Source organism: Prevotella sp. P6B1, assembly GCF_000702825.1.
Taxonomy (GTDB): Bacteria; Bacteroidota; Bacteroidia; order Bacteroidales; family Bacteroidaceae; genus Prevotella.
In genome coordinates, this window is the sequence record NZ_JNKF01000012.1 from 218252 (window position 1) to 238932 (window position 20681).

Consider the following 20681-nt stretch of genomic DNA (forward strand, 5'->3'; position numbering starts at 1 on the left):
GTAGTAAAGTAATCAGCGGGTATCAGCACCCCACATCATTTTTTCGCGTAGGGTGTTGAAATAGCGATGATCAGAACGCTTAACAACCTTGATATCAAAGGGGGCGCGACGGAGCACAATCTTCGTGCCCTCTTTGCATTTCTCTGATCGACCGTCGATAGCCACCAGGAAGTTATGAGAGCGGCTCTCCACATCGAGTTCGATCACCGACGAATCAGCCAGCACAATGGGGCGCACATTCAGCGAGTGAGGCGCTACAGCCGTCATCGAGAACACCTTGGTGCCAGGCACGATGATAGGACCACCATTAGAGAGCGAATAAGCCGTTGAACCAGTTGGTGTAGAGATCACCAGTCCATCAGCCTGATACGTGTTCAAATACTGTCCGTTGACATTGGCACGTATCGAAATCATCGATGCCGTATCACGTTTCAGGATGGCCACATCGTTCAGCGCATAGCTGCACTCGCCCAAAGGCGCACCATCAACCTCAACCTGTATCAACGCACGACTCTCTACCGCATAATCATCGTTATATAGCGCCCTCAGACAGTGCTCAATATCATCGGGGCTGATATCGGCCAAGAATCCCAGTCGCCCCATATTCACACCCAAGATAGGAATATTCTTATTACCCACCCTGCAAGCCGCCTTCAGGAATGTACCATCACCTCCCATCGAAATCACAAAATCAGCATCAAAGTCATTATCCGAGAAAACCTTTGTGGCCTTCACATCCAGACGCTGATGATCTTTCAAGAAGTAATAATACTCCATGTCCACATAGAGCTCTGCGCCATAGTTGGCTATCGTTGAGAGCACCTTCTGGATACTGGCCGACTTACGGGCCTGATAAATATTGCCCAACAGGGCGAACCTGAGTTTACGCTGTTTCATTCTTGTATCTTTTGGGTGCAAAGATATAAAAATTCGTGTAATTCGTGCGATTCGTACAAAAAAAAATTGTATCTTTGCCGTCAGAATAACAAATTATCAAGAATATTATGGCTAAAGTTTATGTTTTCCTGGCAGAAGGTTTCGAGGATGTAGAGGCCTTGATTCCTATAGATGTATTACGTCGTGGAGGCGTGGATGTGACTACGGTTAGCATCTCAGAATTTCCTTTGGTAACGTCGGCTCACGGCGTGAATATCGAGGCCGACATCTTGTTCGAGCAGGGTATGTTTGGCGATGCTGATCTGCTCATGTTGCCAGGCGGTATGCCTGGTGCCAGCAATCTGTTTGAGCACGCTGGCGTGCGCCAGGCTGTAACAGCCCAGTTTGCCGCAGGCAAGAAAGTGTCTGCCATCTGCGCCGCCCCAGGTGTGGTGCTTGCGCCATTAGGCATCCTTCAAGGCAAAAAAGCCACTTGCTATCCTGGATTCGAGAAAGCGCTTGCAGAAAATGGCGCTACCTATACTGCCGACTTGGTGACCGTTGATGGTAACGTGACCACGGCTGAGGGGCCTGCCGCTGCCTTCCCATACGCCTACGAGCTGCTGGCTCAGCTGGTCGACAAGCAGACCTCAGACCAGATAGCCGAAGGCATGCGTTTCAAGCACTTAATGCAGAAATAATGGACTACATTATAATAGTAGCAGGCGGTAAGGGTTTACGCATGGGAAGCGATATTCCCAAGCAGTTTCTGCCCATAGGTGGCAAGCCCGTGCTGATGCGCACACTGGAGCGATTCCGCGAGTACTCGAAGGATATCCAGATTATCCTGGTATTGCCTGAGGCCCAACAGGGTTATTGGCATCAACTTTGCGAAGAGTATCATTTCGACGTGGACTACACCTTAGCTAATGGCGGACAGACACGTTTCCACTCCGTACAGAACGGACTGGCCAAGGTGCCCGATGATGCCATCGGCGTGGTAGGTGTGCACGATGGCGTGCGCCCATTCCCCAGCATCGAGGTGATTCGTAATTGCTATACGACAGCAAGAGAAAAAAAGGCCGTCATTCCAGTCATCCCCGTTGTTGAGACCGTTCGCCATCTGGAAGGCGAGCAATCAAAAACAGTACCTCGCGATGACTATCGACTGGTGCAGACACCACAGACGTTCGACATCCAACTGCTCAAGGCTGCGTATAAGCAAGCGCAGAACCAAACGTGTTTGGGTTCTGCCGAGCGTGAGCAGTCTCGACCGGAGGTCAAGGACGCAAACAAACAGCCATATAACGATGGCTTTACTGATGATGCCTCGGTAGTTGAAGCATTCGGCTATAACATCACCCTCGTAGAAGGCAACCGCGAAAACATCAAGATTACCACCCCATACGACTTAAAAATCGCAGAGGTTTTAATTTAATGGATATATTAGATCAGGATATAAAATATTTACCTGGGGTAGGCCCCAACCGCAAGAAAATGCTGAGCAATGAGCTCGGCATTGAGAGTTATGGTGACCTGCTGGAGTATTACCCCTACAAATATGTAGACCGCTCGAAGGTGTACACCATCCACGAGCTTACAGGCGATATGCCCTTTGTACAAGTGGTTGGTCATATCCTGAGTTTCGAGACCTACGCTATGGGCCCACGCAAAGAGCGTGTAGTAGCACATTTTACTGATGGCACCGACATCTGCGACCTCACATGGTTTAATGGCGGGAAATACGCTAAGCAGAATTATAAGATAGGAACCAAATATCTGGTCTTCGGCAAACCAACGGTGTTTAACAACCGTATCAACTTCACCCATCCCGACCTGGACGACGCTTCGAAAGTCGACTTATCAAGTATGGGTCTTCAGCCCTACTACAACACCACCGAGAAGATGAAGAAGAGCGGTCTCAACTCGCGTGCCATCGAAAGATTGACAAAAACGCTGATTGAGAAACTGCCGCCTCAGCCCGAAACCATCCCCGATTTTATCTACCAGCCCTTGCATCTGGTAGGTCGCGACGAAGCCTTGCGCACGGTGCACTATCCGCAGAACGCCAAGGACCTGGAACGAGCCCGACTGCGATTGAAGTTCGAGGAGCTGTTCTTTATCCAGCTTAATATATTAAGGTACGCGAGCGATCAGCGCCGCAAGTTCCGCGGCTACGTATTCCCCACCATCGGCGAGGTTTTCAACACCTTCTACAACCAATATCTCCCCTTCCCACTCACAGGTGCCCAGAAGCGTGTGATTAAGGAAATACGCAAAGACATGGGGTCAGGACGCCAGATGAACCGTTTGCTGCAAGGCGACGTAGGTAGCGGCAAGACACTGGTAGCCCTGATGTCGATGCTCATTGCCATCGACAACGGCTATCAGGCCTGTATCATGGCACCAACAGAAATCCTGGCAGAACAACATCTGCAGACCATCATGGGATTTCTGAAGGATATGAACCTTCGTGTAGCTCTGCTCACAGGTATCGTTAAAGGCAAACGACGCGAAGAAGTGCTCGAAGGGCTTTTAGACGGCACCATCCATATCCTTGTGGGCACCCATGCGGTCATCGAGGACACCGTGCAGTTTGCCCGCTTAGGCTTTGTGGTGGTCGATGAGCAGCACCGCTTTGGTGTGGCTCAGCGTGCCAAGCTTTGGAGCAAGAGCGCGAATCCACCCCACGTCTTGGTGATGACTGCCACCCCTATCCCCCGCACATTAGCGATGACCCTATATGGCGACCTCGACGTGAGCGTGATCGATGAGTTACCACCTGGTCGTAAGCCAGTACAAACCACACATGTCTTCGATTCGCGCATGACCTCACTCTACGACGGCATCATCCGACAGATTCAAGAAGGACGACAAGTGTACATCGTATTCCCTCTGATCGAAGAGAGCGCCAAGAGCGACCTGAAGAATCTGGAAGATGGCTTCGAAGTACTGAAAGAGGCGTTCCCGGAATTCCGCCTGAGCAAGGTTCACGGACGTATGAAACCGAGGGACAAGGAGGAAGAGATGCAGAAGTTTGTAAAAGGTGAAACTCAGATACTTGTAGCCACAACGGTTATCGAAGTAGGCGTAAATGTTCCTAACGCATCAGTGATGGTTATTCTCGAAGCCCAACGCTTCGGACTGGCCCAGTTACACCAGCTTCGCGGCCGTGTAGGTCGTGGCGCCGACCAGTCTTATTGCATCCTCGTCACCCCCTTCAAACTGAGCGACGACACCCGCAAACGTATCGACATCATGTGCGACACCAACGATGGTTTCCGCATTGCTGAAGCCGACCTGAAACTGCGCGGTCCTGGCGACCTGGAAGGCACCCAGCAAAGCGGTATGGCTTTCGATTTAAAGATTGCTGACATAGCCCGCGACGGACAGATTGTACAGATGGCCCGCGACGAGGCACAAAAGATTATTGACGAGGACCCAAATTGTAACTCCGAGAAATTCAGCATGTTATGGAACAGGCTGCGCCAATTACGTAAAACAAATATTAATTGGGCGGCTATTTCCTAAAACTATGTTAACTCGCGCTGTTACCGCACACGTATTTCAAAAAAAAATCATACCTTTGCAACCAGAAATCTTTTTCAAAATAGTAGTCAAATGAAGAAATTGTTTATTTTTGCGCTGATGATGATGCTTTCTATGAGCGATCTTGCTCTTGGAAAGGTTAATCCTGATCAGGCTCCCGATGAGAACAGCGAGGAGGCTGAGATTGGCAATTTCGATTTCATTTATGGGCCACAGGATAATCTGAACGAGGCATTCGAGCGCACAGAGATGTTGATGAGCGAAGCCTTCTCTCATCTGGGCACCCGCTATCGTTCTGGCGCCAAAGGTCCCAGTGCTTTTGATTGTTCAGGTTTCACCAGCTATGTTTACAAGCAGCAGACAGATGTATTTATTGGTGCCTCTTCGAGAGACCAGTATGCACGTAATACCCCCATCACTCGCGACGAGTTGCAGTGTGGCGACTTGGTATTCTTTACCAGTCCCCGTTCTGGTCGAGGCGTTGGTCACGTAGGAATTGTGGTTGATGTCAACCCCATCAGTCGCACATTCACTTTCATCCACGCCAGCACCAATGACGGCATCAAAATCAGCAACTCTACCGACTCTGGTTACGCTAAGCGTTACATAGGTGCAAGGCGAGTTCAACTATAGAGATATTTCTCTATTTTGGACTCAAAAAAGGAAAAAAACAGGTGTAAAGTGTTAAAAGTGAACAAAAAACACCAATATTTTCCGGATTTTCATACATTATTAGTACCTTTGCACCGGAATTTTTTGACATTTTGATATTAACTCAACTAAAGAATATGAACTTTACAAGTATAAAAAAATTTTTTCTGATAGCATTTGCAGCTTTTGTGGCGGTACCTGTGTCCGCTCAGGATCTGTTAGCCAAACAGGCTCCAGTTGATCGCAAAATGAAGGCTGTAGATTCAATGGTTCTGAAGAGAATCATCGAGCAGGAAGAGAAATACAACCCTTCAGCCGACCTCTACGAGGACTGGAACAACGTATATGCTCATAACGAGACTACACTCCCCGATTCATTCCGCATCGACTTGAGAGGCTTCCATATGCCTACCGATAGCCGTGTGCTTACATCAAACTTTGGTGCCCGTTGGGGACGTCAGCACAAAGGTCTCGACATCAAGGTGTATATCGGTGATACCATCCGCGCTGCATTCAGCGGAAAGATCCGTATCGTGAAATACGAACCAAGAGGTTATGGAAAATATGTCGTCATCCGCCATCACAATGGATTGGAAACCATCTACGGTCACATGTCTAAGCACTTGGTTGTTGAGAATCAGGAGGTCAAGGCAGGTGATCCTATTGGACTGGGTGGAAACACAGGTCGTAGCACAGGTTCTCACCTGCACTTCGAGACCCGTCTCTGTGGTGTAGCGTTGAACCCAGCACTGATGTTCGACTTCCGCAATCAGGATGTTGTAGGCGACTTCTACTATTTCAAGCGTAATAAGTATGCATCTGAGTCGGCTCAGGCCACACGTCTGCGCGGCGTTGGTGGCATTAGCACCAGCGATAGCGATCAGGACGACGAACTGGCCATTGCATCACCCGCACGTACATCTAATGTACACTTCCATAAGGTGAAGAAAGGCGATACCCTGCAGGCTATTGCCCGCAAGCATCACACCACGGTTGCCAAGCTCTGTCAGCTGAACCACATCGGCAAGACAATCCGCTTGAAACCTGGACAAATTTTGAAATACAATTAAAACTCATATAGAATCCCGTCAAGCCGACGGGATTTTTTTTACTAACCTAAAATCAAAAAGCGTATGTTCGATAAGGAAAGAGGGCTTTACATAGCCCACTGCAAAAACGGAGCACTGAGTATCACTGGTAAGATGGCTAACCGTCATGGTCTAATTGCAGGTGCAACAGGTACGGGCAAGACCGTCACCCTGCAGGTGATGGCTGAGACATTCTGCCAAGCAGGCGTTCCCTGTTTCATGGCCGATATGAAGGGTGATCTCTCGGGTATCTCTCAGGCTGGTAAGCTGAGTGGTTTCATCGAGAAGCGCATGCCAGAATTTGGCATCGAGTCGCCCGAGTTCCAGAGCTGTCCAGTACGCTTCTTCGACGTCTATGGTGAGCAAGGACACCCCATGCGCGCTACCATCAGTCAGATGGGACCACAACTGCTATCACGCCTGCTTGACCTCAACGAAACACAGGACGGTGTACTCAATATCGTGTTCCGCATAGCCGATGAGCGCGGTCTGCTGATTCTCGACCTGAAGGATCTGCGCGCCATGCTCGATTATGTCTCACAACATGCCAAAGAGTACACCACCAAATACGGCAATATCTCTTCTGCCTCAGTAGGTGCCATCCAACGTGCCCTACTCCAGTTGGAGAATCAGGGGGCCGAGAAGTTCTTCGGCGAGCCCTCATTCGATATCTTCGACCTGATGCAGACTGAAGGTGGGAAAGGCATCATGAATGTGCTGGCAGCCGACAAGCTCATGATGCAACCCAAACTCTATTCCATCTTCCTGCTGTGGTTGCTCTCCGAGCTCTACTCTACCCTCCCCGAAGTAGGCGACCTGCCATTGCCAAAACTCGTATTCTTCTTCGACGAGGCACACATGCTGTTCGACGGCTCATCCAAAGCTCTGCTGGATAAGATTGAACAGGTGATCCGCCTCATCCGTTCGAAAGGTGTGGGCATCTATTTCATCACACAGAGCCCAACAGATATTCCCGAAAATATCTTAGGTCAGTTAGGTAACCGTGTACAACACGCCCTGCGTGCCTATACTCCAAAAGATCAGAAAGCCGTTAAGACCGCTGCCGACACCTTCCGTCCCAACCCTGATTTCAAAACCGACGAAGCCATCATGAATCTCGAGACGGGTGAGGCACTCGTCAGTTTCCTTGACGAGAAGGGCGCTCCCAGCATGGTGGAACGTGCCAAAATACTCTTCCCACTCTCACAGATTGGAGCTGTTACCGAGGGCCAGAGATTAGACATCATCAAGCAGAGCCGCATCTATGGCAAGTACGACACTCCTGTGGATCGCGAGAGTGCTTTCGAAGTGCTGATGGCAGAAGCCGATCGGGCTCTGCAGGAGCAAGAACATGCAGAGGCACCTCAACCAGAGACTAAAGGGAAGAAGAAGGCAGGCATCTGGAGCAAAGTGGGCAAGGCTATCCTGACCGCCATCACCTCTACCCTCGCCACGATGTTGGGAACTTATGTCAGCGATAAGGTTACAGGCAAGAAAACCAAGTCGAGGACCTCAGCCAAGGGACGTGTTGTAAAGAATGCCACCAGCGCTGCCACCCGTACCATCACCAAGGAACTCACTCGCGACATCCTCGGTAACCTCATCAAATAGTTTTTTTTCCTGCGAATGGTACACATTATGCAGAATTTTATTACCTTTGCAGAAAAATTAGCAAAAAGATGATGGTTGTGATATATGTGATTATTGGAATAGCAGTAGGTGCCCTGGTGCTCTATCTGCTGATGGACCGCCGTATGGATGCCCTGCGCATTGCAGGCGGTAAGGCTGATATAGAGCTGAAGATGAAAACTGAACAACTGGCAGAGAAGACCAGTCGTGTACAGCATCTTGAAGCCGAGAACAGAGACCTGCACGCCAAGGCCGAATCGCAGGGACGTGAGTTGCAGCTGCTACATCAGCAGATGACCGAAGAACTGCAGCGCAACGAGGCACGATTCAAGAATATGGCGCAGCAACTGCTGGAACAGAGCGCCTCCAAGCTGAAGGAGTCGAATACCGAGACCATGTCGGGCATCACCCAACCGCTGAAGGATGCGATAGCCAATATGCAGAAGGCCATCAACGATAATCAGAAGGAGTCAGCAGCCCATTCGGCTTCGTTCCGCGAGCAGATGCTGATGATGATGCAGCAAACACAGCAGTTGGGCGAGAAGGCAGAGAGCCTGACCAATGTGTTGCGCCGTGACAATAAGGTGAGCGGAAACATGGGCGAGATCATACTGGGCGACCTGCTGACATCGCAGGGACTCACCGAAGGTATCCACTACGAGGTGCAGGCACGTCTGCGCGATGAGCTGGGACGTCCGATGAAGCACGACGAAACAGGTCGCGAGATGCAGCCCGATGTCATACTGCACTACCCACAGGGACAGGATGCCATCATCGACTCAAAAGTATCGCTGGTGGCCTACGAGAAATATGTGAATGCCGAGACACCCGAGGAGAAGGAACGCTATCTGCAGGATCATATCAAGAGTGTGCGTCAGCATGTCAACGAGTTAGCACGCAAGGACTATTCCAAGTACGTGAAGAACGGTCGCGACGTGATTGACTTTGTGATTATGTTTGTGCCGTTCGAGTCATCGCTACAGTTGGCATTGGCCAACGACCCCACACTATGGCGCGAGGCCTTTGAGAAGAAGGTGTTTGTTACAGGTGAGCAGAACCTATTAGGAATATTGCACATGATTCATATTGCTTGGGTACAGAACCAGCAGGCCGAGAACCAGGAGAAGGTATTCGGTCTGGCCGAGCAGTTGCTTGATCGTTTGGGCGATTTCGTTCAGCGTTACAATGACCTGGGTACAAAGATTGAGGCTGTACAGAAGGCTTACGACAACACCAACAATAAGCTCATCACTGGTCGCCAAAGCGTCACCCAAAAAGCCCAGGAGCTCATCACCTTAGGTGCCAAGGAAAATCCCAACCGCAAGATTCCCCTCCCAGAAGTTGGATTAGAGTAAATATTTTGCAACGGACTACAGGACTCAAGGACTTTTTTATGTTATACGAAGAATTATCAGGTAATATTTTGAAGGCTTATTTCAATGTATTGAATGTCTTAGGTACAGGTTATTTAGAGTCTGTATATGAGAATGCTATGTGCATTGAATTAGAGGAACTCAATATTCCATATGAAAAGCAAAAGCCTCTTACCGTGATGTATAAAGACAAAAAAGTCGGTGAGTTTGTAGCAGACATAGTTGTTGATAACAAGATTATCTTGGAGTTAAAAGCTGTATCTAAATTAGTACCTGCACATAGTGCTCAATTAATAAACTATCTTACTATAACAAAATTAAAAGTAGGGTTATTGCTTAATTTTGGTGAGGGAAGAGATTACAAAAGGGTTTATCTAAAAGATTAAGTCCTTAAGTCCTGTAGTCCGTTGCAAAAATAATCTGAATATGGGAATATATATAAGCGAGGATATATGGAAGTTTGATCTGGAGGCGGCGTTGAAGGATATTTCGGAGCAACGGCGCGAACAGGCCCTGAAATTCAAGCATGAACAAGGGCAGCGACTCTGTGTGCTGGCCTATCAACTATTAAAAGAAGGACTGCAGAAGGAGTACGGCTTAACAGGCAATCCCATCTTCGAATACAACGAACATGGTAAACCCACCATCGTAGGTCATCCTGAGATATACTTCAACCTGAGCCACTGCAAAGAGGCCGCCATCTGCGCTATCAGCAACAAACCCGTTGGTGTGGATATTGAATCTATCCGTGAGTTTAAGGATAGTCTGGTAAACTACACGATGAACGATGAAGAAAAAGTAGAAATCTCATCATCGTCTGATCCGGCAACCACTTTCATCCGTCTGTGGACCATGAAAGAAGCCACCTCAAAACTCATGGGCACCGGTATCACCCACGATGTAAAAACACTCATCGATACCACCAAATATCAATATACTACTGTTGAGCAACAGCGGTATATCTATACCATCTGTCAGTAAGCCTCATCGATTTGGGGCTTAGGCCAGTTTACCAAATAGAGGCGTTCGGTGGCACGGGTGAAGGCAGTGTAGAGCCAATGGATATAGTCGGGTGTGAGCATATCGTCGGTCATATAACCTTGGTCAATATAGACATGCGCCCACTGACCACCCTGAGCCTTATGACAAGTGACTGCATAGGCAAACTTTATCTGCAAGGCGTTGTAATACTTATCTTCCTTCAGTTTCTTGATGCGTTCGAGCTTGGTTGGGATGTCGGCATAATCTTCCATCACAGCATTGTAGAGTTGATCCTGCTGTTCACGCGTGAGCGACGGAGCCTCGGTGGTGAGTGAGTCGAGTATGACCGTAGCAATGAGTTCGTAGTCGTCGTAATCGGGCAGCGTCATGGTAACCTCGGCGAAACGGAAACCGTAGAGTTCGTGGATATGGCGTACGCGCTGAACGATGGCAATGTCGCCATTAGCAAGGAATGATATATCCTTAGACTTTTCGGTCCAGTAATAATTGTTTTTGACTATCATCAACTGGTCGCCTCGACAGAGCTCATCCTCGCGATCGAGTACCATATTACGGATACCTTGATTATAGATATTGGCGCGCTTGTTGCTGCGAGTGATAACCATTGTCTCATCCATACCCGCACGACTATAGCTGGTAGCCAGCGATTCTATCAGTTCATCGCCTGTCACATTGACGATATCGGGGAAACCATGAAAGCGGATCTTAGGCAGGCTCCATCCGCCATCAGCCATCATCCCCCTGACTTGCGTAGCATTCCATAGGATACCAGAATCCTCGCTCTGACGGAGCACTTGATTCAGGTCGCACTCATAGACACGCATGCCGTAGCCACGTAACACATCACTCATCAAGGCAGGACTCTCATCTTCGCCTACAGGTGGCAACTGTGCCTTATCGCCCACCAACAGCAAACGGCAGTTCGTACCAGAATACACAAACTGCATCAGATCATCGAGCAGACAGCCTGAACCAAACGAACTCTCACCATACCCCAGATTGGCAATCATCGACGACTCATCGACAACAAACAAGGTATCGTGATGATTGTTGAAGTTAAGATTAAACGACGAAAGGCTACGGGTAGGCGACCTTAGGCCGGGAATGATGTCGCCAGCAATCTTCTGCCGGTAGATGCGTCGATGGATAGTATAGGCAGGATGACCGGCATTGAGCGAAAAGACCTTGGCTGCACGCCCTGTAGGTGCCAGCAGGATCATCTTCTGCTTAAGCGATGTCATCGCACGCACAACGGCACCAGCCAGCGTGGTCTTACCTGTACCAGCTGATCCACGCAGAATCATCACCACGTGGTCATCCCGGTCGGTCATAAAGAGCGAGAACACGTCGATGGCATGCTCCTGCTCAGCCGTAGGCACCATGCCCAAGGCCTCCCGGATACGGAATTTAAACTCATCGCTTATCATTTCGGATGCAAAGTTACGAAAAATTTAACATTTAATATTCAACATTTAAAAAAAAATAGTACCTTTGCACCCAGTTATGCAGATGAATCAAAAAATAGTCACAATTCTTCTGGCTGTGGTTGCTGCAGCATTGCTTGCACTATGCGTAGCCAGTGTGATGAACGCAAAATAGATGAACGTGAAGAAAACGATTATTCGCATTGGGCGTAACACGCTCTCATTCACCTTACTCGATGCCCCCGGCACTGAGCAGTCTATTCAGTATCGTCCCTACGTGGTTCGCGGCGGCATCTCCATGTCGGCCAATCTGCGTGAGGCTTTCAAGACACCTGACGTCCTGAGCGACAAGATCGACAAGGTTCAGATACTGATCGACACCCCATCACTCCTGGTACCTATCGAACAGTTTGACGAGAATGAGATGGAGACACTTTTCTCTTTTTCGTTCCCTGCTGGTCAGGAGAAACGTGTGATCCTGTATAACGTCCTGCCCGACCTGAAAGCGGTGTGTATCTTCGCCATCAACAAGAATCTGGACACCGTGATTCGTGACCGCTTCGAAGGCGGTGTGGACTATATCCACGCCATGAGTCCAGTATGGCGCCAGCTGCATCAGCGCAGTTTCACAGGCCATCGCAACAAGTTGTATGGTTACTTCCACGGCAAACAGTTGGAAATCTTCAGTTTCCAGCAGAACCGTTTCAAGTTCTGTAATACCTTCGACACATCCAACGCCCATGATGCGCTCTACTATCTGCTCTACGTATGGAAGCAGTTGCGCCTGCAACCTGAGCACGACGAACTCCATATCTTAGGAGCCATACCAGAAGAGGAATGGCTATTGGAGGAGCTGAAGCGCTATCTGCAGAATGCCTACGTCATCAATGCCTCGGCAGAATTCCAGGAGGCCCCCGCAACCAAGATTAAAGGTATGCCCTATGATCTGATGACGCTCATCACCAAAGGACGATAAAAAAAACAGCAAATCATGAGAATCATCACAGGTATCTATAAGGGGCGTCATTTCGATATACCCCGTACGTTCAAGGCACGTCCTACGACCGACTTTGCTAAGGAAAACATCTTTAACGTGCTCACCAGATATATCGATTTCGAAGGTATCAATGCCCTCGACCTGTTCTCAGGCACTGGTAGCATCTCGCTCGAGCTGGTATCGCGCGGTTGCGAGCACGTGGTGAGTGTTGAGATGGACCGCGATCACCACCGTTTTATCACAGACTGTCTGAAGAAGTTGGATACCAACGTCTGCCTACCGTTGCGTGGTGATGTTTTCCGTTATATCAAATCATGCAAGCAGCAGTTCGACTTTATCTTTGCCGACCCCCCATACGCTCTGAAGGAGCTGCCCACCATACCTGGTTTGATATTTGAGAAAGATCTGCTGAAGGATGATGGCATCTTGGTGTTTGAGCATGGTAAGGAGCACGACTTTTCTGATGCCCCCTACTTTGTTGAGCATCGCTGTTACGGTAGTGTCAACTTTTCGATATTCAGAAAAGAGGCGAAAGCATCCTTGTAACACTTTCCCACAGTCTCACAAAGAAACCGTTGTGCATACGGTCTTTGGCTTCCTCAAGCGATATGGTATGCTCCATATCGCGCAAGAAGATGTTTTTCATGCGTAGTGCCATCCCTTCGTCGAAGAAGAAGATATTTGCCTCGAAATTATTTTCAAAGCTACGGAAGTCGAGATTGGTAGAGCCACAGGTGGTGATGGCATCGTCGCATACCAGCAGTTTTGAGTGCAGGAATCCGGCTTCATACAGATACACCTTCACACCAGCCTCCATCACCTCGCGCAAATAGCTACAACTGGCCCACTCTACGAATTTAGCATCGCTATGACGGGGACAAACAACCCTGACATCGACGCCCCCTAAAGCGGCCGTCTTGAGGGCAAACAGTACTGGATTATTGGGTAGAAAATAAGGTGTTTCGAGATACAGATAGCGCTTGGCACCCAGAATGATACGCACATATCCCTGCATGATCTCTGGATAAGGCGTGGTTGGACCACTGGTCACCACCTGAGCCAGGCAGTTATTCGTGATATCCTCGCAACGCGGATAATATCTGCGATCGGAAAGCAGCGTACGATCCACAAAATACCAGTCGACCAGAAAAGCGCGCTGTAGCGCATGTACAGCACCGCCGCTGATGCGCAGCATCGTATCACGCCAAGCCAGATTTTTGGTGCCTTTCACATAACGCTGGGCAATATTCATACCACCGATATACCCCACCTTACCATCGATGACGATAATCTTACGATGGTTGCGATAGTTCACCTTACTGGTGAATGAAGGGAAATGTACAGGCATAAACGAGCGCACCTCGATTCCTGCCTCACGCATACGCTCGAAGAAACGGTGACTGACATTCCAGCAGCCCACATCATCGTAAACCAGACGCACCTCAACACCCTCATTACGCTTGTCGATCAACGCATCGGCCACCATCATACCCAACGGGTCATCGGCAAAGATATACATGCCGATATGGATATGATCCTGGGCACGTCCAATGTCCTCCATCAGCTCGGCAATGAACTGGTAGCCATCCGTACAGATATCCACGAGATTATCCTTGAACGGCAGGGCCAGATTCTGATTGACAAAAAGGTCAATCAGCGGTTTGTGCTTATCAGGAAGTCGCAGATTCTGTTGCTCGACAAACTCCAGCATGGAACGCTTGGTGAGCTGGTTCATGGAACGCTCACTGATATAGCGCTCCTTGCGGTGGTTGATACCAAAGAAGAGATAGAAGACAATGCCTACGACCGGGATAAAGTAAATCACCATGGCCCAGGCCATCGTCTTGGCGGGTTGACGGTTGTCCATCACGACGTGTACGATGGCGATAGTCACCACCACATAGTACACGAGCCATATGATATTAAACCAACTCATCGTCCCAGTTTCTTTGCCACCTCTTTATATATTGCGTCAACTTCCTGAAATTCCCTCAGGACAGCCCTGAAGTCACCCTTACACGTATCCACTGCCTCTTTCAATTCCTTCACCTTGGCACCCAGACAATAGTAGCGGAAGTCGAGCACCAAGTGCTCCACACGCTGGCGCAAGCCGTCCTCGCGCTCTTTCAACTGGAAACCTTTTCCGAGCTGATAGCGGTCAACGGCCATGTGTGCAGCTATCGAGCTGATTTCATAATCAGGGTGTCGCGTCAGGTATTCCTCCGCCTTAAAGCCTTCTTCACCACAATGTGCTACCACCTCATGCAGCATCTGGTTATAAATAGGGTTACTGCGGAAGCTGAGCCTGTCTGATTCCATATCATAACTGATAAACTGCGCCACAGTGAAGTTAACGGTCTGTCCGTCTTCTGTCGGCACGTTTTCGTATATCACCTTCTCGCCATCGCGCACAATAGCTATCATCAGCAAATCCTCCACCTGCTTCATCTGGTCGTTAATGGTGTGCAGACCGATGGCCATCGGCTTACCTTGTGCCTCACGCTCCAACTGCTGAGCGTTCTGGGCCTGTTCACGATTGTATTCCTTTTCCTTCTCCTCGCGGTCGCGGATAATCATACCGTTCATCGAGTTGAGCAGTGTATCCTCCTTGATGCCCAGACGTCGCGACAACTGGGTGAGATACTGATCGCGCAACAGGTTATCATCGACCACCGAGATGCTCTTTACAATACCACCGATAGCCTCGGAAAGCTTCACGGGGTCGGTCACGTTCTCAACCGTCAGTTTAGTCTTAAACGAGATAAAGTCCTCAGCATGTTCCTCGATATAAGCCTTGAACTCCGTAGCCGTGTGTTTGCGAGAGAAAGAATCCGGATCGTCGCCGTCAGGCAACAGCAACACCCTGACCTTCATGCCCTCGGCCAGCAGCATATCTGTTCCTCGCATCGCGGCATGGATTCCAGCCTCATCGCCATCGTAGAGCAGGATGATGTTAGGCGTGAAACGGCGCAACAATTTAATCTGATGTTTAGAGAGCGCCGTACCACTGTTAGCCACCACATTCTCCAGTCCGCACTGATGCATGGCAATCACATCGGTATAGCCCTCCACCATATACACACAGTCCTCCTTAGCAATAGCCTTCTTGCCTTGATAGAGTCCATAAAGCTCACGCTCCTTATGATAGATCTCTGAGTCGGGCGAGTTCACGTATTTCTGTTGCACACCCTTAGTACGCGCATCAAGCAGTCGACCACCAAAGGCCACCACCTTACCACTGACATTGAACCAAGGGAAGATGACACGACCTGCATAACGGTCGTACACGCCCTTCTCGCCTTTGATGCAAAGACCGGTCTTGAGCAGGTACTCCTCCTGATAGCCTGCCTTCTTGGCGGCAAGGGCCAGCGCATCACGCTTAGGGAGCGAGAAACCCAAGTTGAACTTCTCGACAATATCATCGCGGATGCCACGACTACGGAAATACTGACGCCCGATGGCTACGCCATCAGGATCGTTATGCAGGACGTCACTGAAGTAGTTCATCGCCCACTCGTTGACAATGAACATTGACTCACGGTCACTCTGTTCCCGTTTCTCCTCGTCAGTCAGTTCCTTTTCCTGAATCTCGATGTTGTATTTCTTAGCCAACCAACGCAGCGCCTCTGGATAGGTGATCTGTTCATGCTTCATGAGGAAGTTGATAGCCGTACCACCCTCGCCGCATGAGAAGCACTTACAGATCTGCTTGGTGGGCGACACCATGAATGATGGCGTCTTATCATCGTGGAACGGACATAAACCCTTATAGTTTACGCCCGCCTTTTTTAGCGTCACAAACTCGCTGACCACATCTACGATATTGGTAGCATCGAGTATCTTGTCAATCGTTTCTCTGTCAATCATACACTATGGTTTCATGAACACAAAGTACACAGCCATTACCAGGCAAAGTGCAGCGGCAGCATGATTCCAGTGTAACTGCTCGTGCTGGAAGATGAGGTTGGCAATGACAGCAAACACCACTAACGAGATGCACTCCTGAATGACCTTCAGCTGTACCAGATTGAAAGGACCACCATTATCCACAAAACCAATGCGGTTAGCTGGAACCTGACAACAGTACTCGAAGAAGGCTATCATCCACGAGAAAGCGATAACGAGATATAGCGGCCAGTTAGACGACACGCCCGATTGCTGCAATCGTAAGTGTCCATACCAGGCAAAGGTCATGAACACATTACTCATAATGAGTAGCAGGATGGTATATATTCCGTTTGCCATATGATTATCTGTTGTTTAAAATGCTTTCAGAGTAAAACCGAATACGAAATAAGTATGTTCTGTACTGGGATTGACAGCTATCTGTGCAAACACTGGCAGAGAGAACGAATCAGTCATCTTGATATCACGCTCAGCACGCAACGACACATTGTTGACAATAAAGCCATCAGCATTATAGTAGTCGGTATAGAAAGGTACGGCTCCCACCGTTGCCTGCCAATCACAGCCCCCTAACTTAAAAGGAACGCCAGCCTCCACATAACTACTGTAGGCACGATGGTCACAACAGGTCTTACCATCATTACCAGCAAAGTTGGTGTACCACTGCAGCGATAACAATCCGAAATCGTAACCCACATTAGCCTCGAACACATGGTTGGTTGAGTGTGCGTTATAACGCAAGTAACGATTCTGTGGATCAAGTCCCTCCGTCATCCAGTAATCAGTAATGCCAATATTGAATCGGCCTGTGGTATAACTCAGCGTCAGGTCGATCTCACGAGGATCATTCGAATCAGTCAAACCAACACTCCCCCAAGCACTCAGTGAAAGGCCTTTATAACCTACACCCAGTGTAGGCTGTATCGATACATGTCCCATATCCATACCACGCCAAACATACTGGCTCACTACATCAGCCTCGACAGAAGCCTCAACTTGTTCCTGTGCTTCAACAACAATAGTTCCGGCAAGCCATGCAAGAACAAAAAACACAAATTTCTTCATGATCTCAATATTAATACCGGTGCAAAGTTACAACATTTCAGTCAAAAAACACACTTTTTACTTAAATATTAAGTCCATAATTCTGTTTAATCTCGCTCATGACGAAGGTGCTCTCAATGGCGCTGATATTGCTGATATCACCTAATTTATTGAGCACAAACTCCTGATACTGTTTCATGTCTCGCGCGCGTACCTTTAGTAAATAATCGTAAGCACCCGAGGTATTATAACACTCCGTAACCTCAGGAATACGCATGATACGACGTGTGAACGAGTCGGCCATCTCATGATTAATCATCTGCAACTTCACCTTACAGAACACCAGCAGTCCCTGGTTCAGTTTCTCAGGGTCAAGAATGGCCACATACTTCTTGATGTACCCCTGACGTTCGAGACGTTTTTGGCGTTCAAACACGGGTGTTGGGGTTAAATGTACCGCATCAGCCAGCTCTTTTGTGGTCAATTTAGCGTTTTTTTGCAGCGTTTTCAGTATCTGCAGGTCAGTTTCGTCTAAGATTTCTGCCATAATTTGGAATTTTATTCTGTTTGTGGGCAATCAGACAGCCCGAATTGGAAACTTATTCTTTATCGACCGCAAATTTAGGTATATTTTCTGAAATAAACAAGAAATTTGGTAGATTTTTCTAAACCACTTACCTTTGCACCCAGAAAGTTTTAATAAAAAGAATGTATAACAAATAAAAAATAGAAAGGATTAGATTATGAGTACAAAGAATTATCGTTTTGAGACATTGCAACTCCACGTAGGCCAAGAGCAGGCTGACCCCGCTACCGACGCACGCGCCGTGCCCATCTATCAGACCACATCGTACGTATTCCATAATAGTCAGCACGCCGCCGACCGTTTCGGTCTCCGCGACGCAGGTAACATCTACGGTCGTCTGACCAACTCTACCCAAGGTGTATTCGAGGATCGTGTAGCAGCTCTCGAAGGTGGTGTAGCCGGTCTGGCCGTTGCCAGTGGTGCTGCCGCTATCACTTACGCCCTGCAGAATATTGTACAGAATGGTGACCATATCGTAGCAGCCGATAACCTCTACGGTGGTTCTTATAACCTCATTACCCATACCTTAGCCACACAGGGCATCAGCAATACGATTGTCAACGTGAACGACCTTGAGGCTCTTGAGGCAGCCATCCAGCCTAACACCAAAGTGGTTTATGCAGAGACCTTCGGCAACCCCAACAGCGACGTGCTCGATCTGGAAGGTGTAGCAGCCGTAGCCCACAAGCATGGTATTCCGTTCATCGTTGACAACACCTTCGGCACCCCATACCTTATCCGTCCGCTGGAGCATGGTGCTGATATCGTGGTTCACTCGGCAACCAAGTTCTTAGGTGGTCATGGCTCTTCATTAGGAGGTGTGATTGTTGATGGTGGCAAGTTCGACTGGAAAGCGAACCCCGACAAGTTCCCCACCCTCGCCAAGCCCGATCCCAGCTATCACGGCATCGTGTTTGCCGATGCAGTAGGTGCAGCCGCCTATGTCACCCGCATCCGTGCCGTCATCCTGCGTGATACCGGTGCTGCCATCTCGCCCTTCAATGCCTTCATCCTGCTACAGGGAGTTGAGACACTGAGTCTGCGCGTAGAGCGCCACGTAGAGAATGCCCTGAAGGTTGTAGACTTCCTTGCCAACCATCCCAAGATTGCCAAGGTGAACCACCCTGCCCTCGAGAGCCATCACGACCATAAACTGTATCAGAAGTATTTCCCCAATGGTGGCGGTTCTATCTTCACCTTCGAGATCAAAGGCGGACAGGAAGAAGCATGGAAGTTTATCGATGCCCTGCAGATCTTCTCGCTGTTGGCTAACGTGGCCGACGTGAAGAGCCTGGTGATCCACCCCTACACCACCACGCACTCACAGCTTTCGCCTGAGGAACTGGCCGAGCAGCACATCACCCCATCGACCGTCCGTCTGAGCATCGGAACAGAGCATATCGACGACATTATCGACGATTTGAAGCAGGCTCTCGACCAGATTTAAGCATTATACCCTATTTATGGTATGTAAAATACCACAGTAAGATGATTGTGGGTATGCGAAAAAAGTTGTAACTTTGCACCGTGATTAGTTCACAATAAAACAAAGATGAGTTATTAATAAAAAAATAAGGTAAGGATTATGACAAAGATTGCTAAACAACTGACAGAGCTCGTGGGCAACACCCCACTGCTTGAGCTCAACAAGTATTCACAGGCAAAGGGACTCGAGACTCCCGTCATTGCCAAAGTAGAGTTCTTTAACCCTGGCGGCAGTGTAAAAGACCGTATCGCACTGGCCATGATTGAGGATGCCGAAGCAAAAGGCATCTTGAAGCCAGGCGCCACCATCATCGAACCAACATCTGGAAACACGGGCGTAGGACTGGCACTGGTATCAGCCGTCAAAGGCTACCATCTGATCCTTACCATGCCTGAGACCATGAGTGTAGAGCGTCGCAACCTGGTGAAGGCCTACGGTGCCGAGGTTCGCCTCACCTCTGGTAAAGACGGTATGCCAGGTGCCATCCGCGCTGCCGAGGAACTGCGCGACTCTATCCCAGGCGCAGTGATTCTGCAACAGTTTGAAAATGCAGCCAACCCAGCTAAGCACTATGCCACCACAGGTCCTGAGATCTGGCGCGACACCGATGGTCAGGTAGATATTTTCATCGGCGGTGTAGGTACAGGTGGAACCATCAGCGGTACAGGAAAATTCCTGAAGGAACAGAATCCCAACGTGAAGATTATCGCTGTCGAGCCCAAGTCGAGCCCAGTACTCAATGGTGGTCAGAGCGGCCCTCACAAGATTCAGGGTATCGGTGCAGGCTTTGTGCCCAAGACCTACGATGCCAATGTGATCGACGAGGTGTTTGATGTAGAGAACGACGACGCGATCCGCACAGGTCGTGAGATTGCCCAGAGCGAAGGTCTGCTGGTAGGTATCAGCGCAGGTGCTGCCCTCTACGCAGCCATCCAGGTGGCCAAACGCCCAGAGAACAAAGGTAAGAAAATTGTGGTATTACTGCCTGACACAGGTGAACGCTATCTGAGTACAGTGCTCTATGCCTTTGAAGATTATCCACTTTAAAAACGTATCATAGAGAGAGTGTT

General features: G+C 49.0%; 20 protein-coding genes. 13 read left to right on the top strand and 7 right to left on the bottom strand.

Annotated features, from left to right (window positions below):
* Positions 1-12: 12 nt before the first annotated feature.
* Positions 13-897 (bottom strand): NAD kinase, encoded by an 885-nt coding sequence (locus T495_RS0107845; protein WP_028902148.1) that lies wholly within the window; start codon positions 895-897, stop codon positions 13-15.
* 107 nt (positions 898-1004) lie between these two features.
* Between T495_RS0107845 and T495_RS0107850 the strand changes: the two genes are divergently transcribed.
* From T495_RS0107850 to T495_RS0107890, 9 genes are all read left to right on the top strand, one after another.
* Positions 1005-1577: a DJ-1 family glyoxalase III gene (locus T495_RS0107850; RefSeq protein ID WP_028902147.1), complete on the top strand. Its 573-nt coding sequence runs from the start codon at positions 1005-1007 to the stop codon at positions 1575-1577.
* Positions 1577-2314, top strand: a complete 738-nt coding sequence (locus tag T495_RS0107855) for a 2-C-methyl-D-erythritol 4-phosphate cytidylyltransferase (RefSeq protein ID WP_033148242.1) — start codon at positions 1577-1579, stop codon at positions 2312-2314. Before T495_RS0107850 ends, T495_RS0107855 begins: the two co-directional genes overlap by 1 nt.
* Positions 2314-4407, top strand: coding sequence for an ATP-dependent DNA helicase RecG (recG, locus tag T495_RS0107860; protein ID WP_033148243.1), 2094 nt, complete (start codon positions 2314-2316; stop codon positions 4405-4407). The genes T495_RS0107855 and recG overlap by 1 nt, the downstream gene beginning before the upstream one ends.
* A gap of 90 nt (positions 4408-4497) precedes the next feature.
* Positions 4498-5058, top strand: a complete 561-nt coding sequence (locus T495_RS0107865) for a C40 family peptidase (RefSeq protein WP_033148244.1) — start codon at positions 4498-4500, stop codon at positions 5056-5058.
* A 155-nt stretch (positions 5059-5213) separates the two neighbouring features.
* On the top strand, positions 5214-6146 hold the full coding sequence (locus T495_RS0107870) for a peptidoglycan DD-metalloendopeptidase family protein (RefSeq protein ID WP_033148245.1): 933 nt from the start codon (positions 5214-5216) through the stop codon (positions 6144-6146).
* 63 nt (positions 6147-6209) lie between these two features.
* On the top strand, positions 6210-7775 hold the full coding sequence (locus tag T495_RS0107875; protein WP_051651928.1) for a helicase HerA-like domain-containing protein: 1566 nt from the start codon (positions 6210-6212) through the stop codon (positions 7773-7775).
* A gap of 68 nt (positions 7776-7843) precedes the next feature.
* Positions 7844-9148: a DNA recombination protein RmuC gene (gene rmuC, locus T495_RS0107880; RefSeq protein WP_231495068.1), complete on the top strand. Its 1305-nt coding sequence runs from the start codon at positions 7844-7846 to the stop codon at positions 9146-9148.
* A 38-nt stretch (positions 9149-9186) separates the two neighbouring features.
* Positions 9187-9552, top strand: coding sequence for a GxxExxY protein (locus T495_RS0107885; RefSeq protein WP_033148246.1), 366 nt, complete (start codon positions 9187-9189; stop codon positions 9550-9552).
* A 40-nt stretch (positions 9553-9592) separates the two neighbouring features.
* The gene (locus T495_RS0107890; protein ID WP_028902140.1) at positions 9593-10147 is read left to right on the top strand and encodes a 4'-phosphopantetheinyl transferase superfamily protein; all 555 of its coding nucleotides are present in this window, start codon (positions 9593-9595) and stop codon (positions 10145-10147) included.
* On the opposite strand, the gene T495_RS0107895 is transcribed toward T495_RS0107890, so the two are convergent.
* Complete coding sequence (locus tag T495_RS0107895) at positions 10141-11595, bottom strand: ATP-dependent RecD-like DNA helicase (protein WP_033148247.1); 1455 nt, start codon at positions 11593-11595, stop codon at positions 10141-10143. The genes T495_RS0107890 and T495_RS0107895 overlap by 7 nt on opposite strands.
* Before the next feature lie 172 nt (positions 11596-11767).
* Between T495_RS0107895 and T495_RS0107900 the strand changes: the two genes are divergently transcribed.
* Positions 11768-12568 (top strand): DUF3822 family protein, encoded by an 801-nt coding sequence (locus tag T495_RS0107900; RefSeq protein WP_028902138.1) that lies wholly within the window; start codon positions 11768-11770, stop codon positions 12566-12568.
* A gap of 15 nt (positions 12569-12583) precedes the next feature.
* Positions 12584-13135 (top strand): RsmD family RNA methyltransferase, encoded by a 552-nt coding sequence (locus tag T495_RS0107905; protein ID WP_028902137.1) that lies wholly within the window; start codon positions 12584-12586, stop codon positions 13133-13135.
* Here T495_RS0107905 and cls read toward each other — a convergent pair.
* From cls to T495_RS0107930, 5 genes are all read right to left on the bottom strand, one after another.
* The gene (gene cls / locus T495_RS0107910) at positions 13107-14525 is read right to left on the bottom strand and encodes a cardiolipin synthase (protein ID WP_028902136.1); all 1419 of its coding nucleotides are present in this window, start codon (positions 14523-14525) and stop codon (positions 13107-13109) included. The two genes, T495_RS0107905 and cls, sit on opposite strands and share 29 nt — an antisense overlap.
* Entirely contained in the window at positions 14522-16456 is a 1935-nt protein-coding gene (gene dnaG / locus T495_RS0107915) for a DNA primase (protein ID WP_028902135.1), read from the bottom strand. The genes cls and dnaG overlap by 4 nt, the downstream gene beginning before the upstream one ends.
* A 3-nt stretch (positions 16457-16459) precedes the next feature.
* On the bottom strand, positions 16460-16834 hold the full coding sequence (locus T495_RS0107920) for a DMT family protein (protein WP_028902134.1): 375 nt from the start codon (positions 16832-16834) through the stop codon (positions 16460-16462).
* A gap of 15 nt (positions 16835-16849) precedes the next feature.
* The gene (locus tag T495_RS0107925) at positions 16850-17560 is read right to left on the bottom strand and encodes a TorF family putative porin (RefSeq protein ID WP_033148248.1); all 711 of its coding nucleotides are present in this window, start codon (positions 17558-17560) and stop codon (positions 16850-16852) included.
* Between the two features lie 61 nt (positions 17561-17621).
* The gene (locus T495_RS0107930) at positions 17622-18086 is read right to left on the bottom strand and encodes an Lrp/AsnC family transcriptional regulator (protein ID WP_028902132.1); all 465 of its coding nucleotides are present in this window, start codon (positions 18084-18086) and stop codon (positions 17622-17624) included.
* 196 nt (positions 18087-18282) lie between these two features.
* Between T495_RS0107930 and T495_RS0107935 the strand changes: the two genes are divergently transcribed.
* Both T495_RS0107935 and cysK read left to right on the top strand, forming a co-directional pair.
* Positions 18283-19572 carry an O-acetylhomoserine aminocarboxypropyltransferase/cysteine synthase family protein gene (locus T495_RS0107935; protein ID WP_028902131.1) on the top strand — a complete coding sequence of 430 codons (1290 nt, stop codon included), beginning with the start codon at positions 18283-18285 and terminating at the stop codon, positions 19570-19572.
* 138 nt (positions 19573-19710) lie between these two features.
* A complete protein-coding gene (gene cysK / locus T495_RS0107940) occupies positions 19711-20658 on the top strand; it encodes a cysteine synthase A (protein ID WP_028902130.1) in 948 nt (315 codons plus the stop codon).
* The last annotated feature ends 23 nt before the right edge of the window (positions 20659-20681 follow it).

Excerpts from the sequence above, each read along its gene's own strand:
- cysK (WP_028902130.1), top strand. The coding sequence starts at position 19,711 with ATGACAAAGATTGCTAAACAACTGACAGAGCTCGTGGGCAACACCCCA.
- T495_RS0107890 (WP_028902140.1), top strand. The coding sequence starts at position 9,593 with ATGGGAATATATATAAGCGAGGATATATGGAAGTTTGATCTGGAGGCG.
- T495_RS0107900 (WP_028902138.1), top strand. The coding sequence starts at position 11,768 with ATGAACGTGAAGAAAACGATTATTCGCATTGGGCGTAACACGCTCTCA.
- cls (WP_028902136.1), bottom strand. The coding sequence starts at position 14,525 with ATGAGTTGGTTTAATATCATATGGCTCGTGTACTATGTGGTGGTGACT.
- rmuC (WP_231495068.1), top strand. The coding sequence starts at position 7,844 with ATGATGGTTGTGATATATGTGATTATTGGAATAGCAGTAGGTGCCCTG.
- T495_RS0107865 (WP_033148244.1), top strand. The coding sequence starts at position 4,498 with ATGAAGAAATTGTTTATTTTTGCGCTGATGATGATGCTTTCTATGAGC.
- T495_RS0107935 (WP_028902131.1), top strand. The coding sequence starts at position 18,283 with ATGAGTACAAAGAATTATCGTTTTGAGACATTGCAACTCCACGTAGGC.
- T495_RS0107930 (WP_028902132.1), bottom strand. The coding sequence starts at position 18,086 with ATGGCAGAAATCTTAGACGAAACTGACCTGCAGATACTGAAAACGCTG.
- T495_RS0107870 (WP_033148245.1), top strand. The coding sequence starts at position 5,214 with ATGAACTTTACAAGTATAAAAAAATTTTTTCTGATAGCATTTGCAGCT.
- T495_RS0107925 (WP_033148248.1), bottom strand. The coding sequence starts at position 17,560 with ATGAAGAAATTTGTGTTTTTTGTTCTTGCATGGCTTGCCGGAACTATT.
- dnaG (WP_028902135.1), bottom strand. The coding sequence starts at position 16,456 with ATGATTGACAGAGAAACGATTGACAAGATACTCGATGCTACCAATATC.
- recG (WP_033148243.1), top strand. The coding sequence starts at position 2,314 with ATGGATATATTAGATCAGGATATAAAATATTTACCTGGGGTAGGCCCC.
- T495_RS0107850 (WP_028902147.1), top strand. The coding sequence starts at position 1,005 with ATGGCTAAAGTTTATGTTTTCCTGGCAGAAGGTTTCGAGGATGTAGAG.
- T495_RS0107845 (WP_028902148.1), bottom strand. The coding sequence starts at position 897 with ATGAAACAGCGTAAACTCAGGTTCGCCCTGTTGGGCAATATTTATCAG.
- T495_RS0107855 (WP_033148242.1), top strand. The coding sequence starts at position 1,577 with ATGGACTACATTATAATAGTAGCAGGCGGTAAGGGTTTACGCATGGGA.
- T495_RS0107920 (WP_028902134.1), bottom strand. The coding sequence starts at position 16,834 with ATGGCAAACGGAATATATACCATCCTGCTACTCATTATGAGTAATGTG.
- T495_RS0107875 (WP_051651928.1), top strand. The coding sequence starts at position 6,210 with ATGTTCGATAAGGAAAGAGGGCTTTACATAGCCCACTGCAAAAACGGA.
- T495_RS0107905 (WP_028902137.1), top strand. The coding sequence starts at position 12,584 with ATGAGAATCATCACAGGTATCTATAAGGGGCGTCATTTCGATATACCC.
- T495_RS0107885 (WP_033148246.1), top strand. The coding sequence starts at position 9,187 with ATGTTATACGAAGAATTATCAGGTAATATTTTGAAGGCTTATTTCAAT.
- T495_RS0107895 (WP_033148247.1), bottom strand. The coding sequence starts at position 11,595 with ATGATAAGCGATGAGTTTAAATTCCGTATCCGGGAGGCCTTGGGCATG.